This window comes from Pedobacter sp. CFBP9032, assembly GCF_034045265.1.
Lineage (GTDB): Bacteria > Bacteroidota > Bacteroidia > Sphingobacteriales > Sphingobacteriaceae > Pedobacter.
Map to the genome: position 1 here is coordinate 114,115 of NZ_JAXCWE010000009.1, position 16,974 is coordinate 131,088.

The following is a 16,974-nucleotide window of genomic DNA, read 5'->3' on the forward strand; positions in this document are numbered from 1 at the left end:
TTCAACAGCACACAAGTTGTACGTTTTACATGAAACGGATTTTGTTTTAGGTTTTATTCCGTTTAGCTTGGAGAAGCTAAACGGAATTTTTATTTACCAAAAAAGATAATACAGTAAATATCCATTCAATCCTCAAAAAAAAACCAACAAATAGTTTCTGAAATTAGATAATCACTTATATTTTATTAATTTAAGTCGGTTTTTTACATTAGATTATTCTACAATATGGACATCGCGCAACTTGAAGCACAGATTGAGATGGGAAATTTTCAGGCCGTTAAAGAAATTTTAGTCGAAAACCCCAGACTGGCGAATACCAATACGTCTCATCAAATTTCACCATTATTATTAGCCTGCTATTATAAAAAGCAACAAATTGCTGATTTGATTCTTGAATTTACAGATGATCTAACGTTGTTTGAAGCCTGTGCTGTGGGTAAATTTGATACCGCTACGTTACTTATTTTTCAAAATCCCGGAAGCATTAATACCTTTTCTGAAGACGGTTTCACGCCACTTGGTTTGGCATGTTACTTCGGACATGAAGATTTAGCCCGATTTCTTGTATTAAAGGGTGCTGATGTTAACCTGGCCTCAAAAAATGGCTTTAATGTTTTTCCTATTCACTCTGCTGTGGCAGCTAATAATTTAGGGATTACAAAAATGCTTTTAGACGCAGGTGCATATCCAAACGTTTGCCAGAAAGCAGGTTTGGCTCCATTACATACTGCGGCACAACTCGGAAATATTGAATTAATTATTCTGCTTCTGGAACATGGTGCAGAAGTAGGTTTACGGATGGAAGGTGGAAAGTTACCTGCAGATTTAGCTGCAGAGAAAGGTTTTAACGAAATAGCAGAAATTTTAAGAGAGGATTAACTGCCTAGGCTCGTAAAGAGGGTACGCCCCCCTCGAAAGCCGAGAGTAAAACCTTGTGTTCATATCTTTCGCCTACAGGTGGACGCCTCACGAATCTGCCTAAGCTTTAGCTGTTAATTTATCAGCATGATTTTTCTATTGGCGAAAAACAACTCATAGATAGAAGATTCTTTTAGCATTCGATAAATAGACTAGGTAAATTAATTTTCGAACTACTGGGTGTGAACGAGCATAATGAAGTTTTCATCTAACGGCAGTGGGATCCTACTCCCAAATCCTCGATCGCATTTTTTTCATATACGTTCTGATATCCAACACGATTGCTGCGAGGAAATAAAATAATATCGGGAAGCCTACCGCTAAAAAAGAGGAATATATAAAAAACAAACGAACCTTCGCTGTGCTCATGTTCAGCTTACTCGCCAAGTAAGTGGAAACACCAAAACTTCGCTGCTCAAAATAGGTGATGATTCTCTGAAACATTTCTAGCTCATTTTAAATCTAAATCATTAAACGAAATAAATAAATCGAAATAAATACGCCACTTTTAATACTAATTTAGTCATAATATTTAAGTAAACACATTAAATATCATCTAATGACTAATTTAAAAATACTAGTCTAAGATAAGCTTTTCAAAATCCTGCTTATCTTCATGTTTGATAAAAAGAATTTGTTGCTCATCCAGATGAGCATATTTTTTTTTCAATTCATTCTTAAATTTTTCAATATCAACGTTGGCCATTAATATAACGGTTAGCGCGTCAGCATTCCCTCTTACTTCAATAATTTTATCTGGATAATGCTCTTTAAGTTCGTGTGGAAATTCCATAATATTAAAACCTTATTTATATGATAATGTTTGAGGCGATAATTTTAAATTTTATTTTTAAAAATGATCAAACAAGTACTTATACCCTGATTTGAATAACTATAGTATTATAGTTTCTTTATCATTTACTTTCAACAATATAGCAATTACTTGTAAGATCTTTTATTTTATGATCATTACGCACGATAAAGCTAATGAATACGGCGTATAAACAATTAAAGCCTTACATGTTGCAAGGCTTTAATTTATAACTAGAGACCCATCCAGATCGCTAATTATTAATCTAAATCATACAAGTACATGTATGAGTTATAAATCTAAATCGTCCCGTTGATTCAATTCTAACTATCACGAAGATAAAGCATTAAGCATTGCGAAAACTACGCAATTTTATAAAAGGGTAATTATACCTTTTATGAATATGCAATATTTATATCCTAAAATGTATTTTTAACAAGACCGAAAACATCGGTTGAAAATTCCTAATACTGAATAAGGAAGATCGTTTCTTATTTAATAGATTATCTCGATGAAACCTGCCAGGGTTAGCGTTATTTCGCTTGTTTTAATATCTTGATACCAATGCCGCATGATAAGCATTTTTTTTGATCACAGTATTGCCTTTTTAATTGAAGAATTGCCTGCGAGGCAAAGGCATTCTCGATTTTAACTCCTGCTTCAATAAATTTGTTTGTAATTGCATTTTTTTCAGCTGCCAAACTTTCCAGAAGGCGAATGGCTCTGCTGATATAAAATTGTGTTCCAGTATGTTTTCCATAGGCAAACAAAAAAAGGGCAATCGTATTAAGCAGAATATTATCAATAGAGCTTTTGCCAATCTGTAAGCCAACGCCATCAGCCGTTTTCTTAAAATGGTAGTGTGATTGCCAGTAACTGTTAACGGGCAAATTTTCAAACAAGCTTCGTAATTCTGCCAAATCCTGTATTTCTATAACCTTTGAAAACAGATGGTTAGACTTTGTAATCAGTGCGGCAAATTGTGCTAAACGAATAGTAGGAAAATTTTGTGGCCGCATCCTCATAAATTTCCAGTTAGTTACTTCTACTGGTTTGATATTATACTTCTTTTGAAGAAACTGAAATTCTTTTTTTAGCAATTCAGGGTATTTTTCCTCAAACTGATCATTCAGAAACCCGGCAGCACCGAAAACCAGAGCTTCAATTTGTTGAGGATTGTTTTTATGCTTACTAAAGATTTGTTGAGGAACCGCTTTTGCTACAAGCTCAAAAGGCAAGGCATTTACTTTAAATCCAAAGTTACGAGCAAGGAAACGATAAAAAGTCTCATCCCAATTTCCTTTTGATTGAATTAATGTTTCTAGTACGGTTTGTGTTTTTTGCTCAAATCTCTCAATTAATGTTCTGGAAAGAAAGGAGTCTACAATAAGTGAATCTACAGTTTGAATCTGTGGAGCACATGGAAAATCATTTAAGGTTAAAAATAAATTCGCATACCTGTCCATCAATTCGCCTGAAATTCTACCTTTCAATATTAAAACGGGCAAAATAGATCCATCAGTACGCTTAATTTCAACATCGTTTTCATAAACCACATGCAAAATCACATTGTCATACGATTGATCTACCTGATGGTTATGCTTTAGCCAATCAGACGATTTGAGATGAATCTCAACATTTCCAGCCCAAACCGTTTCGCCTATTTTTATTTTCGCATTGCTAAAGTCGGGACCTGCGTTCTTATTTAAAAAACCTTGATGAATAATTTTTAGATTTTCTCCACCTACTACAGCTAGATCCTTATAGTCGAAAGATCTGAACTGCCAAACATAATGAAGAAAATCTTCTGGAAAATTCATACATGAAAGGTAATAAATATTCCCAAAAGTTTTAAATCATTCGCTTTTATTTGTTTCCAATAATTACTTTTTCTTCTGCTTTCCTTTTATAATTGGTGATGAACACGCCCGCAATAATCAATACTGTTGCCACAATTAAATCTAAATCAACATGCTCATTTAAGATTAACCATCCCAAAAAAATGGCAATAATTGTATTGAAATATGTCAAAATAGAAACTTCAGACGCAGAAACCTTTTTAAGGGCATAATGATAACAGAAATAGCCCAATACCGAGCCAAAAATCGCAAGATAAACCGCAGCAAAAATGCTTTCTGTTTTCCATGCACTAATATCAGCTTTGCCAGAAAAGATAAGCGCTAAACCCAACTGAACAACCGCAGAAAAAACAAACTGATAGAATAAATTCAGAAATATATATTGAGGTTTTCCACTATGTTTTTTTGAGTAAATGGTTCCGATAGTCCAGCCTGAAACGGCGATTACCAACGATAATATGCCATTGCGATAACCTGGCTCTAACAAATCACTGATACCATCTCTAAAAATAAAGACAATTCCTAAGAAGCCAATAAACACACCAATAAAACCTTTTAAGCTGGCTTTTTGAATTCCCAAGAATACGCAGCCCAGAAAAACCAACAACGGTGAAGTAGCATTGATTAAGGAGGTTAATCCACTTGGAATAGTTTTCTCTGCAACTGTTGTCATACCGTTTGCAATCACCACCATCAAAATAGAAAGCAGGATCTGCCTTTTTAAATTCGACCATCCGATCCATTTCAATTCTTTCTGCTTAATCAGAATAATCAAAATTATTAAGGAAGCGATGGTTTGGCGAATGGCCGTTACATACCAGGCTGGAATTGATGACACAGCAACGCGAATCCCTAAATAAGTTGTACCCCAGATCAATGCTACTCCAGTTAGAGCGAGCACTAGTTTCAAATCTATTTTCGATTTCATGGTTAGCTAGCGGTTTGACACGGAAATGCAGAGAACACGGAAGTAAATCTAAGTTTCCGTGTATTCCATGTTTCCGTGGTTAATAAAAATCTGAATTAGAAAAATCTGCGAATCTGTGGCTAAACCAAATCTGCCTCAACTAAAATCTGTTCCATTTCTTTCTGCAATTTCAAAGCCTCTTCCCTAGCCCTTTCTGCAAAATCTTCGCCTTGCCCTGCATAGATGATTCCACGGGAAGAATTGATTAATAAGCCACACTGAGAGTTTAGACCATATTTACAAACTTCCTTTAAATCTCCGCCTTGTGCGCCAACACCTGGTACTAAAAGAAAATGATCTGGTGCCAGTTTACGTACATCCGCAAAGGCAGAGCCACGAGTTGCACCAACAACGTACATCATTTGTTCATCGGTTGCCCATTCCTGAGAAGTTTTTAATACTTTCTCAAAAAGTTTATCACCACCTATATTCTGCAACTGAAAATCTGCATGACCAGAGTTCGATGTTAAGGCCAGTAAAATTACCCACTTATCTTTAAAGGTTAGAAATGGTGTAACCGAATCACTCCCCATATAAGGCGCAACGGTTACCGAATCAAAACTCATCCCCGAAGATTTTTCATTAAAAAAAGTTTCAGCATACATGGCCGAGGTATTTCCAATATCGCCCCGTTTGGCATCTGCAATACTGAAAATATCCTGTGGTATATATTTCCATGTTTCAATTAGTGTTTCCCAACCTTTTTTTCCGTAGCACTCGTAAAAAGCAGTGTTTGGTTTATAAGCCACACATAAATCTTTTGTTGCGTCGATAATCTGCTTGTTAAATTCCAGAATTGGATTTTCGTACCTTAACATGTGTTGCGGAATTTTGTCAAGAGAGGAATCCAGTCCAACACATAAAAAAGAACGTTTTTTTTGGATTTGCTCGAAAAGTTGTTGCTTAGTCATATCAGGGGGTTAATGGCTGCAAATATGATGTTTTTTACAATTTTTGTAGCAGTAAAATGTCTTCACATTTATTATTTTTATAAACATTTTAAACTTTTTCTTGCGGATTACGTTTCAAATACATACAATTGCAACATAATTTCTCAACCGTTTATCTGAATATCCCAGAAAAATCTATCAAAACTTGTTTTTAGTTACCATTTTTCGAAAGCGATTTATCGTTTTTATTCAGTACGTAAACAATTATAAAACCATTTTGAGTATCCCAAATAATCACTCATTTTTGGTTTTATAGCCTTAAGAATTTATAAACAATGAAACCGTCTGGCTTTTAAACTAACAATAATTTTAAGCCCTGACAGTTTTATAGCAGACACATCTGTTATAAAAAAAATAAAAAATTTCTTGAAACATATATATTCAGAATGTTTAGCAAAACAGAATTAAATGATAAGCTCACTCCAGAATTACGTGAGCTAGCAAAAACCTATGGCATAGAAAGTGCCGATTCCTTGAGGAAAATCGACCTTGTTGAAGTACTTCTACACCAACAAGAAATCATAAATGCTGCACAAACAGGTGCAGATCCTTACAGTGAACCAGAAGCAGTAGAAGAAAAAGTTGCAGCTGCACCGGTTTCAAAAGCTAAAGCACCAAAGGCAGAAAAAGCACCAAAAGTTGCCGCAGCTAATGTTACTGCTGATAAGCCTGTAAAAAAGAGAGCGAGATTAAGTAAAGATGAACCTGCTGCTCCAATCGAAAGAAGAAGAGATTCGGTTACTTTATTTGATGAACCCCAACACCAGCAGCAGCCGGAAAGGCAATCAGATAGACAACCTGAGAGACAACCTGAAAGGGTGGCTGAAGCTGAAGAAAGTGTTAAGCCTATTTCTGCTCTGATAGAAGAAAGTGCTGAAATACTGCCTGCACCAGTGCAGAAACAAAAGCAAGAGCCACGCGAGAAACAAGAAAAACCGCAACGCGATGATAACCGCCAGCAAAAGCAACCTGGAGGTGGCAATCACCACAAAAATGAAAACAGCTATTCTAATTTAGACTTCGATAACGTAATCACCAACGAAGGCGTTTTAGAAATTATGCCTGATGGATACGGTTTCTTACGTTCTGCAGATTATAATTATTTAACATCTCCTGATGATATTTATGTATCACAGTCGCAAATAAAACTTTTCGGACTTAAAACCGGAGATACGGTTAAAGGTAGTATCCGCCCTCCAAAAGAAGGTGAAAAATATTTCCCTTTGGTTCGTGTTGAAACTATTAATGGCAGAATTCCTGCCGAGGTGCGGGATCGTGTACCTTTCGATTATTTGACACCACTATTTCCAACAGAAAAATTAAATTTATTTACGGACAACAGTAATTACTCTACCCGTATTATGGATTTATTTACACCGATTGGTAAAGGACAACGTGGTTTGATTGTAGCCCAACCTAAAACCGGTAAAACTAATTTGCTGAAAGAAGTAGCAAATGCTATCGCTAAAAACCACCCTGAAGTTTATTTAATTATTCTTTTAATCGACGAACGTCCGGAAGAGGTTACTGATATGGCGCGTAGTGTGCGAGCTGAAGTAATTGCTTCTACCTTTGATGAGCCAGCTGAGCGTCATGTAAAAATTGCCAATATTGTTTTAGAGAAATCTAAACGTTTGGTAGAAAGCGGCCATGATGTAGTAATCTTATTAGATTCGATTACACGCCTGGCCAGGGCTTACAACACTACTGCTCCGGCATCAGGTAAAATTTTATCAGGTGGTGTAGATGCTAATGCATTACATAAACCAAAGCGTTTCTTTGGTGCGGCACGTAACATCGAGAATGGTGGTTCATTAACTATTTTAGCGACTGCATTAACTGATACAGGTTCTAAAATGGATGAAGTGATCTTTGAAGAATTTAAAGGAACAGGTAACATGGAGTTACAATTAGATCGTAAATTATCAAATAAACGAATCTTCCCTGCAATTGATATCACCGCATCGAGTACCCGTCGTGATGACTTATTATTGGATAGAGATGTTCTACAACGTGTTTGGATTCTACGTAACCACCTTGCAGATATGAACAGTCAGGAAGCAATGGAATTTGTTCAGGCTCAAATTAAAGGAACAAAAAGTAACGAAGAATTTTTAATTTCGATGAACAGCTAGTGAGTTATAAGTTTTAAGTGGTAAGTTTTAAGTAACGGGCCACTTAAAACTTAAAACCTATAACTTATAACTTTAATGAAAAGGCATATACCTAATGCGATTACCTGCGCAAACCTGCTATCTGGTTGCGTTGGAATCGTTTTTGCATTTAAGGGTGATCTACAAATTGCCGCTTACTTTGTAATTCTATCTGGAATTTTCGACTTTTTTGATGGAATGATAGCCCGCTTATTGCATGTAAAATCTGCTATTGGCAAAGATTTAGATTCTTTAGCAGATATGGTCAGCTTTGGATTTCTACCCGGTGTGATTATGTTTCATTTGTTAAAAGCTAGCGATTATTCGTCTGAATATCTTCCCTATTTAGGTTTTATCATCACCATTTTCTCCGCACTGCGTTTGGCAAAATTCAACAATGATGAGCGCCAGTCAGAAGATTTTATTGGGCTGAATACACCAATGAATACACTTTTTATCTGCTCCTTACCATATATCGCTACCGATTATCCTAATGTGATTGGCTCAACGATTTTGTTATTAGCCACCACTGCGATTACCAGTTTTTTGCTCATTAGCGAAATCAAAATTTTCTCATTGAAGTTTAGTAATTTCAGCTGGGCAAAAAATAGAATCAAATTTATCTTTCTGATTCTATCGGCGGCTTTAATAGCGGTACTGCAATTTGCAGCGATTCCTTTCGTGCTGGTTTTATATATCGCTTTATCTTTTCTGCATTTCAGAGAGATAGCAACTAACACCTCATCAGATTTAAAATAAAACTGCTATTCAGACTGAATTAGCTCTAGCCTTCTCTAATGTTAACTTGGGCAGTCTTGCTCTGAAAAAATAAGACTACTGGCTGCTACCACTCTTCTGGTGTCAAATCGCTATGACCACAATCTGATATTTTCCTTTTCTAATTCAAGTTGTGCATATACCTGAAGTGACACGAGTTTTAAGTGTTCTAGATCAGACTTGATCTGATCAGTAACTTGATTCCGGGCATTGTATTCAATGGCCTGAACTAAGTCCTTCACATCATCCCGACCAATATAACTGAAGGTCGGTTTCATTTTATGAGCACAATTGCCTACCTCATCCCAATTTCCGAGGGCTAAAGCTGCTTCAAGCTCTGCTAAGTAAACGGGAGTGTATTCTATAAAAGTATCGAAAATCTCGATCACAAAATCCGCATTATGACCAACCATTCCGATGAGATATGATAAATCTAGGGGATGATTATCATTTATATCTTGCATAAAACAAAGCTAGTTATTTACAACTTTCTAACAGCTAAGTGATCTGTAATATTTCTATAGATATCCAAAACAGATTTATCCAAAACCGGATGTATCAATTGAGGTGCAATTTCTGCCATTGGTGCCATTACAAATTTGCGGAACTGCATTTGTGGGTGAGGTACATGAAGTAAATTTTCGATATTGATAACTTCATTTCCAAAAAAAATCAGGTCGATATCAATTAGTCGCTCCCCCCATTTTTCTTTGCGCACCCGGCCAAGCGTTTGCTCAATATTTAAGGCTTTTTGCAATACTTCTACGGCGGTTAAACTGGTCTTCACAGCCACGGCCTGATTCAAAAATGCAGGCTGGTCTTTTTTACCCCAGGCAGCCGTTTCGTAAATAGAAGATATGGCTTCCAAATCGCCGATATCACTGCCAATTAGCGAAACTGCCTGGCCTAAATTTTCTTCTCTGTTTCCTAAATTTCCACCAAGTAACAAATAAACCATCGTGTACTCTAAAGCCTTATTAAGCATCATGTATTTTTATATCTTTACAGCACAAAACTAACATTTAAATGAAAGATTTTTTTAAGTATCTATTTGCCTCCATGCTGGGTTTCTTCCTTTCTTTGGTTGTTATATTTATCATCGTTTTTGTAATCGTAGTTGGTGCGATTTCTTCTCTTGATGATAATAAAACGATCTCCGTAGATAATAACTCCGTTTTATTTTTAAATTTAGATCAGCCAATAACAGAACGGACACCTAAAAATCCTTTTGGCAATCTTCCTATTGTTGGAAGTGATGAGAAAAACGGTATCGGATTAAACGATCTTTTGAGATCAATTAAAAGAGCCAAAACAGACGATAATATAAAATGTATTTACCTGAATGTGAGCAGTCCAAATGCTGGCTATGCCACCATGCGTGAGGTTAGAAATGCATTAATTGATTTTAAAAAATCACATAAAAAAATCATTTCGTACAGTGAAGTTTATACACAAAGTGCTTATTACCTGGCTTCTGTTGCTGATAAAATTTATCTCAATCCGGAAGGTGCTTTAGAGTTTAAAGGTTTTAGTTCTGAACTTACTTTTTTCAAAGGAACGTTAGAAAAAGTTGGCGTAGAGATGCAGGTAATTCGCGTAGGAAATTACAAAAGTGCTGTTGAGCCTTTTGTTTTGGACAAAATGAGCGATTATAACCGCAAGCAGGTTACGGCCTATGTTGGTGGCTTATACAACACATTTTTATCTGACATTGCCAAAAGCAGAGATATTAAAAAGGATACTTTGTACAATATTGCCGATCAATACCGGATTCGGCAACCTCAGGATGCTTTAAACTTTAAGATGGTTGATGGCTTGAAATACAAGGACCAGATTTTAGAAGAACTGAAAGGCATTTCAGGAAGAACTAAAAGCGAAAATATCCGGTCGGTAGATATAAATGATTATGCTAAAAACAATACCACAACCAGCGATAGCAAAAATAAAATTGCCGTAATTTATGCCAATGGCGAAATTAGCGGTGGCGAAGGAAATGATAACCAAATTGGTTCTGAAAGGATTTCAAGGGCAATCAGAAAAGCCAGGTTAGACGATGACATTAAAGCGATTGTAATTCGTGTAAACTCACCAGGTGGAAGTGCGCTAGCTTCGGATGTGATCTGGAGAGAAGTTGTGCTCGCTAAAAAAGAGAAACCGGTTATTGCTTCTTTTGGTGATGTTGCCGCATCTGGAGGTTATTATATTGGTTGTGCAGCGGATAGTATCTTCGTTCAACCCAATACCATTACAGGTTCTATTGGTGTTTTTGGGTTAATCCCGAATTTCCAAAATTTAATGACGAACAAACTGGGAATCACTTTTGATGGTGTAAAAACCGGCCAATATGCAGATATTATGGCAACTAACCGCCCTATGACTGAAGGGGAAAGATTTATCATTCAAAACGAGCTAAACCGGATTTACAGTGGTTTTGTGAGTCGTGTTGCTGATGGCAGAAAGAAAAGTAAGGCTTATATCGACAGCATTGGCGGTGGCCATGTGTGGATTGGTACCGATGCTGTTCAAATTGGTTTAGCTGATAGAATCGGAAGTTTTAACGACGCGATTAATGCGGCAGCAAGGAAAGCGAAAATCAAAGATTTCAAAGTGCTGGAATATCCAGATGTAATTGATCCTTTGAAATCTTTTATGGATGAGGGTACAGACAAAATCAAAACCTATTATACCAAACAAGAATTGGGTGATAACTACATGCTTTACCAGCAAATGAAAAAAGTGATTGCAAGCTCAGGAATTCAAGCAAGAATGCCATTTCAGGCCGCAATTAAATAGATGTTTTAACAGAAAGGTTATGATTTAAATTCTAACAGTTATTCTGAGCCTGCCGACGGACTTTTAAGATAATATCCTTAAGGGTGTTTCGACAGGCTACCATTGACCCGATTGCTTAAATAACAGGAATGGCGATCGCTATAGCTATCGTAGAGGGTCAAATCATAACTTCTTCGTTTTAGTCCCAGACCGAGATAGTCATTTTTTCGGGTTGGCAATGTCTAAGCCACCCGACTTACTTCCGCAAAAATTGCGCTTCGTCAGTTTTGTTTCTTTTGCTATCAAAAGAACATAGGCCCGTCCGGCAGGGACAAGAAGAATATTAAAATTATTTTCAAAATGGCAGGTACAAAAAGGAAATTTAACTGACTCTTTTCCCGTTAGACAACATGGTTAGCGCATCAGTAAGCGTTCCCGCCTGCTGTACTTCTCCCTCATTTACAAAATAAATTTCATCAGCGTTTTCAATAGTATTTAATCGGTGTGCGATGATTACAAGTGTTGTTTCTTTTGATAATTTATTCAGGATGCTACTGAGCAACTGCTCGGTAATGGTATCAATATTTGCAGTAGCCTCATCCAATATCAGTAACTCCGGGTTTCGCAACACCGCACGCATAAATGCAATCAGCTGTTTTTGCCCTAAACTTATGCTATCAGAACCTGAAGTGATTTGAGTGTGAAGTCCTTCATCAAAAATAGCCAGCAACGCATTTAAATTTGCATCTTCTATTATTTTAGTTAACGCTTCATCGCTCACATCTTTATATTGGCTGTTTCCATAAAGAATATTATCCTTAACAGATCCCGTAAATAAAAATGGCTCCTGAAGAATAAATCCTATTTTCTGCGTTCGTTCTGCTGCGCTAAATGAGCGGATATCCTTTCCATTTAATAATACAGTGCCTTTTGTAGCATCGTATAAACGGGAAATTAAAGAGGCCGTGGTGGTTTTCCCCCCACCTGTCGGGCCAATTAAAGCATAAGTTTTACCTTTTTCAAACCTCAGGTTAATATGATGAAGAATTTCCTTCGAATCATCATAAGAAAAATGAACGTCTTTAAATTCCAGCAAAGCATCTGAAGTGACTGTCTGGTCATTCTCCACCAGCGCCAGATTTGTTTCCAACAACAAGATTTGTGAAATCCTATCCCAACTCGCCATTGCCACTTGAAAACTGGTCCAAAGGGCTGCCAATTGTCTTAACGGATTATAAAAATTGATACAATAAGAAATGTAACTTACCAATAGACCTAACGTGAAGTTTCCAACAGAAATTAAATAAATTCCGAAAAGCAATACAATTAATTGCGCAGCACTGGAAAGTAAGCCGTAAACCGGCACGAAAATATTATTAGCTAATCCTGCACCAATTGCAGTTTTATAATTCTCTTTATTCGCATCATCGAAACGTTTTCTAAAGTAATCCCGACGATTAAAGGCAATAATAACTTTAAAATTGTTAAGGCTTTCCTGAATTTCGGCACTCATCCCGCCAACGCTTTGTAAATTTTTGGCATTTTTGCTTTTCACCCATGGAGATAAAGCCATAGTAAAAATCACGATTACAACTGCTGGAGAAAGTGCCGCAGCACCCAGCTCAAAATTAATTGATAACAAAAAAATTCCGGCGCCAATCATGGTGATAATGCTACTCACAAATTGCATTAACGATTGAGAGAAAAACTGATTAAGTTTATCTGTATCATTATTTACCCTTGAAATTAAATCTCCCGCTTTATTTTGATTAAAGAATGAAACAGGTAATTCCTGGAGTTTATTGAAGATAGCATTTCTTAAGGTATACAGCATCCGCTGACCAACGCCACCCATTAATTTAGTTTGAATATATCCGGTAATCATGGCAATCATATAAATTACCAATAATATCCCTCCAAATACCAATACGCCGTGAAATTGCTTGGTTCTGATATATTTATCAATGGTATGACCAACTAAAAGCGGCCCTAGAAGCAGTAGGCCAGAATTTACCAAAATAGCAATCAATGCAAGGATCAGGTTTTTTCGCTCGGAAGAAATGAATTTTAGCAATCTTTTAAGCGCCTGATAGGTAGATTGCTTTTCCTGCTTTTCGGTAAGCTGGTTAAGATTGTAATTCATAGTTGCTTGTGCTCTGTTGTGAGTTGTAAATCTGAACATATTCAGGACTGCTCTGGATTAATTCCTGATGGGTTCCCGAGGCGATAACCTCACCCTGCATCATCAAGATAACTTTATCGTAATTTTCTACCGATGCAATTTTCTGAGTGACCGATATCAGGGTTAAACCCGGATAGTTTTGTTGAATATTTGCTAAAATCCGCTTTTCTGTATTGGTGTCTACCCGGGCAGTGAAATCGTCTAGTATCAAAATCTTCGGATTTACAGCTAGCGCCCTTGCCAGCATAATTCGTTGTTTTTGTCCACCAGAAAGGCTATTTCCACGCTCAGATACAATGGTATTTAACTTGGCAGGTAACGCATCAACAAAATCTTTCAACTCTGCTGTCTGAATCGCTTTTTCAAGTGATTCATCCGTTACGGTATCACTAAAGGCAATGTTTTCACGAATGCTCATGTTGAAAATGATACTATCTTGAAATACGAAGCCCACCTGCTGGTGAAAACTCTCCTGATTATAGCTTTTGATGCCTTGATGATCAAAAAGAATTTCGCCGGTATTTGGTTCAATCAAGCCTGTCAGGATATAGAGTAATTGTGTTTTTCCCGCAGCTGTTGGTCCGATGATAGCCGTTCTTGAACCTGCTTTTGCGGAGAATGAAATGTCTTTCAAAATCGGTTTCTGTCCGAAATTCAGCGATATATTTTTTGAATTTACTTCTCCAATTAAAGCACCTGTGATTGTTCCTGGGTGTTTAATTTCTGGCGCATTTAATACGCTTTCAATTCTTTGATAAGATGCAGATGCCTGGGCAATCACATTGCTCATAAATCCAATAACCAGAATAGGGAAAATGATCAGTGATAAATAACTGTTAAATGCAGCAAACTCCCCCAAAGTCATGGCATCCGTAATCACAAAATGTCCTCCAAGCACCAGAATTGTCAATCCTGAAAGGTTAGAAACAAAAACAATAATCGGGATTAAACCAGCAAATAAGCGAAGGATAGATAAGCCCAGGTCTCTCGCTTTAGCATTGGCATCTAAAAATTTTTGGTATTCTAGCTGCTGCGAATTAATTACCCTGATTAAAGCAGAACCTAAAATACTTTCGCTAATTACCTTATTTAACCAGTCAATTACTTCCCTGCTTTTGACAAAAAGAATCTTCACTTTTTTCAGCACCATGAAAAATGCGATACCGATAATCGGTACAATTGCAATTACGCAAAGGGCAAGTTTCCAGTTAATCATTAAAAGTAAAATGCTTGCGCCTACAATTAGAAAAAGCGATGATGCAAGGGAAACAATCGCCTGCGATACAAACATTTTAATAGAATCTGCATCTGAAGTTAAATTAGTAAGTAGTTTTGATGGATTAGCTTCAATAATATAAGCGTGACTCTGCCTGGAAATCTGACTGGAAAGTTTGGTTCTTAAATCTCTTGCAACTCGTTCAGAAGCGTAAGTTTGAACAATGCTTTGCAGATAGGTGAAGATAAAAACCAATATGATTGCCAGCGCAAATTGGTACAAAGTTGAATGAAGATCAAAGGTTTTATTCGTATAGGAATCAATGCCGTTAGCAATTATTTTTGGCAATAATAGGTTAATGCCATTACTCAAAAGTGCAAATAATACCAGCAGGAATATTAAGCCTTTATATGATGCAAGTAAACTAAAAACACTCGGTTTCTTAGCCTCTTTAGGTTTTGCCATAAGGTGAATTGGAATGGTATGAGATCAAATCTAACCCAATTATTTGATATCACCCGCAAGAATAGTATTAAATTAGCAGAGTGAATGGTCAAATCACGTTACAGAAAACCTCTGTTATTGATTAACCGTTCACCCTGACTAAAAAAAATTATTTACTTTCTTTTAATACCATATCGATAGTGATTGCGGTTGCCACTATCGCTACTTTATGATTACTTTCTGCATAACTTGGATCTATTGATACATTGTACTTATCGGCAGTGGTAAATACTTCTTTTAAAGCGCCAGCCCATTTCTTACTAATTTTACCGATTTCAGCACCAGCGTTATTCGTAATATTGAAATTCCAGGCTTTCCAATCGCCGGTAATTTTTGCAATTTCGTCACCAGTACTCGGCGTAGAAATGGCAAAAGTTGGTTTAAACAATTTAAATTTTTGTTTGATAATTCCTACCTCTACTCCTACCGGGTCTGTAACGATAATTTTCGACATCCAGAAGGTCCATCCTCTGCTAATGGTCGCCTGCAATTCATTGTTAACATCAGTAATTTCTAATTTAAAGGGCATCATCCGCTTATCAACCAATAAGGTCAACGCTTTTTGCCAACCGCTTATGCGTTGTTTAATAATTCCAATCTGGATACCCTGATCATTATAAACCTTATATTCATTGGCAAATTTGAGGAAGTTTACCTTTTCATCAATAAAATACTCGTCGCTTAAAAAGAAATTTGGAATCTGCTTGTTCATATTTGGGAGCTTTTTGATAAGTGGCTAAAATAGATAAAAAATTTAAATCGGAGGTTGCCTGCAAAGATTGCTACCTTTGCACAGCACCATTGAAGAAAATGGTTGACCCATATTATGATTGAAATAGGAAAATACAATGAATTAAGAGTTTTAAGTAAAACAGAAGCAGGCTTAAACTTAACTGATGGCGACAAATTAGTGATCTTACCATACCAATATGTGCCCAAAGGTTTAGAAATTGGCGATAATGTTAGCGTTTTTGTTTACATCCAAAAAGATGGCCGCCTTACTGGTACCACTCAAAAAGCCTATGCCGAAGTAGGTGATTTCGCTTTCTTAAAAGTAGTTTCGGATGGCGACGATGGCATTTTTATGGACTTAGGAATCGATAAAGATGTTTATGTACCCACCAAAGAACAAAAAAGGCCGATGCAAAAAGGCTATAAATACGTGGTTTATTTATATTTAGATGAGAATAGCGATCGCTTACTAGCCTCCTCTAAGCTTTACGATTTTGTGGAAGAGGAAAATTTTGAGTTTGAGGAAGGTGATGAAGTAAGCCTGCTTATTACCGAGGAAACTGATCTTGGGTTCAACGCCATCATTAATAATACTTATATCGGTTTGCTTTACCATAATGAAGTTTTTGATAATATTCAGGTAGGCGAACAGCGTAAAGGCTGGATAAAAAAAATCCGTGTGGAGGGCAAAATCGACCTGACTTTGCAACCTAGTGGATACGGTCATATTTTAGATTCTAAAGACATGATTTTGGCTGCATTGAAAAAAGATGGTGGCGTTATCGAACTTGGAGATAAAAGTACGCCCGAGGAAATCTATCATCGTTTTCAGATTAGTAAAAGTGCATTTAAGAAAACTATTGGTTCGCTTTACAAAGAACGTTTAATTGTACTCTCTGATGATTCGATTCGTTTGTTAACTGATGAGGATGCAGAATAGTTAATTTATCACCAAATAATTGCCACGGAAGCACGGATTTAGGTTTGCTATGAGTTCAGTGCTTCCACGGCAAAAATAATGAGTACAGCCAAATAAATTGCCACGGAAACGCGGAAAGCACGGAATTAAGTTTTCAAAGAATTCAGTGTTTCACTAGCAAAAAATAATTTAGCATACTAACAAATAAATTGCC

General features: G+C 36.6%; 15 protein-coding genes. 5 read left to right on the forward strand and 10 right to left on the reverse strand.

The annotated features are described in order from the left end of the window. The first annotated feature begins 225 nt into the window (after positions 1-225). Complete coding sequence (locus SOM16_RS16455; protein WP_320465088.1) at positions 226-879, forward strand: ankyrin repeat domain-containing protein; 654 nt, start codon at positions 226-228, stop codon at positions 877-879. Positions 880-1,143: 264 nt separating this feature from the next. On the opposite strand, the gene SOM16_RS16460 is transcribed toward SOM16_RS16455, so the two are convergent. The 5 genes from SOM16_RS16460 to pyrF form a co-directional block, all read right to left on the reverse strand. Further along, entirely contained in the window at positions 1,144-1,362 is a 219-nt protein-coding gene (locus tag SOM16_RS16460) for a PspC domain-containing protein (protein WP_320465089.1), read from the reverse strand. Between the two features lie 133 nt (positions 1,363-1,495). After that, positions 1,496-1,711 carry a hypothetical protein gene (locus SOM16_RS16465; RefSeq protein ID WP_320465090.1) on the reverse strand — a complete coding sequence of 72 codons (216 nt, stop codon included), beginning with the start codon at positions 1,709-1,711 and terminating at the stop codon, positions 1,496-1,498. Between the two features lie 551 nt (positions 1,712-2,262). Continuing rightward, on the reverse strand, positions 2,263-3,549 hold the full coding sequence (locus tag SOM16_RS16470; protein WP_320465091.1) for a DUF2851 family protein: 1,287 nt from the start codon (positions 3,547-3,549) through the stop codon (positions 2,263-2,265). A gap of 46 nt (positions 3,550-3,595) precedes the next feature. Beyond that, positions 3,596-4,516 carry a DMT family transporter gene (locus tag SOM16_RS16475; RefSeq protein WP_320465092.1) on the reverse strand — a complete coding sequence of 307 codons (921 nt, stop codon included), beginning with the start codon at positions 4,514-4,516 and terminating at the stop codon, positions 3,596-3,598. A 119-nt stretch (positions 4,517-4,635) separates the two neighbouring features. Next, a complete protein-coding gene (gene pyrF / locus SOM16_RS16480) occupies positions 4,636-5,466 on the reverse strand; it encodes an orotidine-5'-phosphate decarboxylase (protein WP_320465093.1) in 831 nt (276 codons plus the stop codon). 425 nt (positions 5,467-5,891) lie between these two features. Here pyrF and rho point away from each other — a divergent pair, with 425 nt between their 5' ends. Then, positions 5,892-7,640, forward strand: a complete 1,749-nt coding sequence (gene rho, locus SOM16_RS16485) for a transcription termination factor Rho (protein ID WP_320465094.1) — start codon at positions 5,892-5,894, stop codon at positions 7,638-7,640. Between the two features lie 75 nt (positions 7,641-7,715). After that, positions 7,716-8,417: a CDP-diacylglycerol--serine O-phosphatidyltransferase gene (gene pssA / locus SOM16_RS16490; protein ID WP_320465095.1), complete on the forward strand. Its 702-nt coding sequence runs from the start codon at positions 7,716-7,718 to the stop codon at positions 8,415-8,417. Positions 8,418-8,527: 110 nt separating this feature from the next. Here pssA and SOM16_RS16495 read toward each other — a convergent pair whose 3' ends face one another. After that, entirely contained in the window at positions 8,528-8,899 is a 372-nt protein-coding gene (locus tag SOM16_RS16495; RefSeq protein ID WP_320465096.1) for an Hpt domain-containing protein, read from the reverse strand. Between the two features lie 17 nt (positions 8,900-8,916). Continuing rightward, complete coding sequence (gene folK / locus SOM16_RS16500; RefSeq protein ID WP_320465097.1) at positions 8,917-9,423, reverse strand: 2-amino-4-hydroxy-6-hydroxymethyldihydropteridine diphosphokinase; 507 nt, start codon at positions 9,421-9,423, stop codon at positions 8,917-8,919. A 38-nt stretch (positions 9,424-9,461) separates the two neighbouring features. Here folK and sppA point away from each other — a divergent pair, with 38 nt between their 5' ends. Beyond that, positions 9,462-11,228 carry a signal peptide peptidase SppA gene (sppA, locus tag SOM16_RS16505; RefSeq protein ID WP_320465098.1) on the forward strand — a complete coding sequence of 589 codons (1,767 nt, stop codon included), beginning with the start codon at positions 9,462-9,464 and terminating at the stop codon, positions 11,226-11,228. Positions 11,229-11,589: 361 nt separating this feature from the next. Here sppA and SOM16_RS16510 read toward each other — a convergent pair whose 3' ends face one another. The 3 genes from SOM16_RS16510 to SOM16_RS16520 all read right to left on the reverse strand — a co-directional run bounded on the left by SOM16_RS16510 (position 11,590) and on the right by SOM16_RS16520 (position 15,821). Further along, entirely contained in the window at positions 11,590-13,350 is a 1,761-nt protein-coding gene (locus SOM16_RS16510; protein ID WP_320465099.1) for an ABC transporter ATP-binding protein, read from the reverse strand. After that, positions 13,334-15,070 carry an ABC transporter ATP-binding protein gene (locus tag SOM16_RS16515; protein ID WP_320465100.1) on the reverse strand — a complete coding sequence of 579 codons (1,737 nt, stop codon included), beginning with the start codon at positions 15,068-15,070 and terminating at the stop codon, positions 13,334-13,336. Before SOM16_RS16515 ends, SOM16_RS16510 begins: the two co-directional genes overlap by 17 nt. 148 nt (positions 15,071-15,218) lie before the next feature. Then, positions 15,219-15,821 carry an LURP-one-related/scramblase family protein gene (locus tag SOM16_RS16520; protein ID WP_320465101.1) on the reverse strand — a complete coding sequence of 201 codons (603 nt, stop codon included), beginning with the start codon at positions 15,819-15,821 and terminating at the stop codon, positions 15,219-15,221. Between the two features lie 114 nt (positions 15,822-15,935). Between SOM16_RS16520 and SOM16_RS16525 the strand changes: the two genes are divergently transcribed. Next, entirely contained in the window at positions 15,936-16,781 is an 846-nt protein-coding gene (locus SOM16_RS16525; protein WP_320465102.1) for a CvfB family protein, read from the forward strand. Positions 16,782-16,974: the final 193 nt, after the last annotated feature.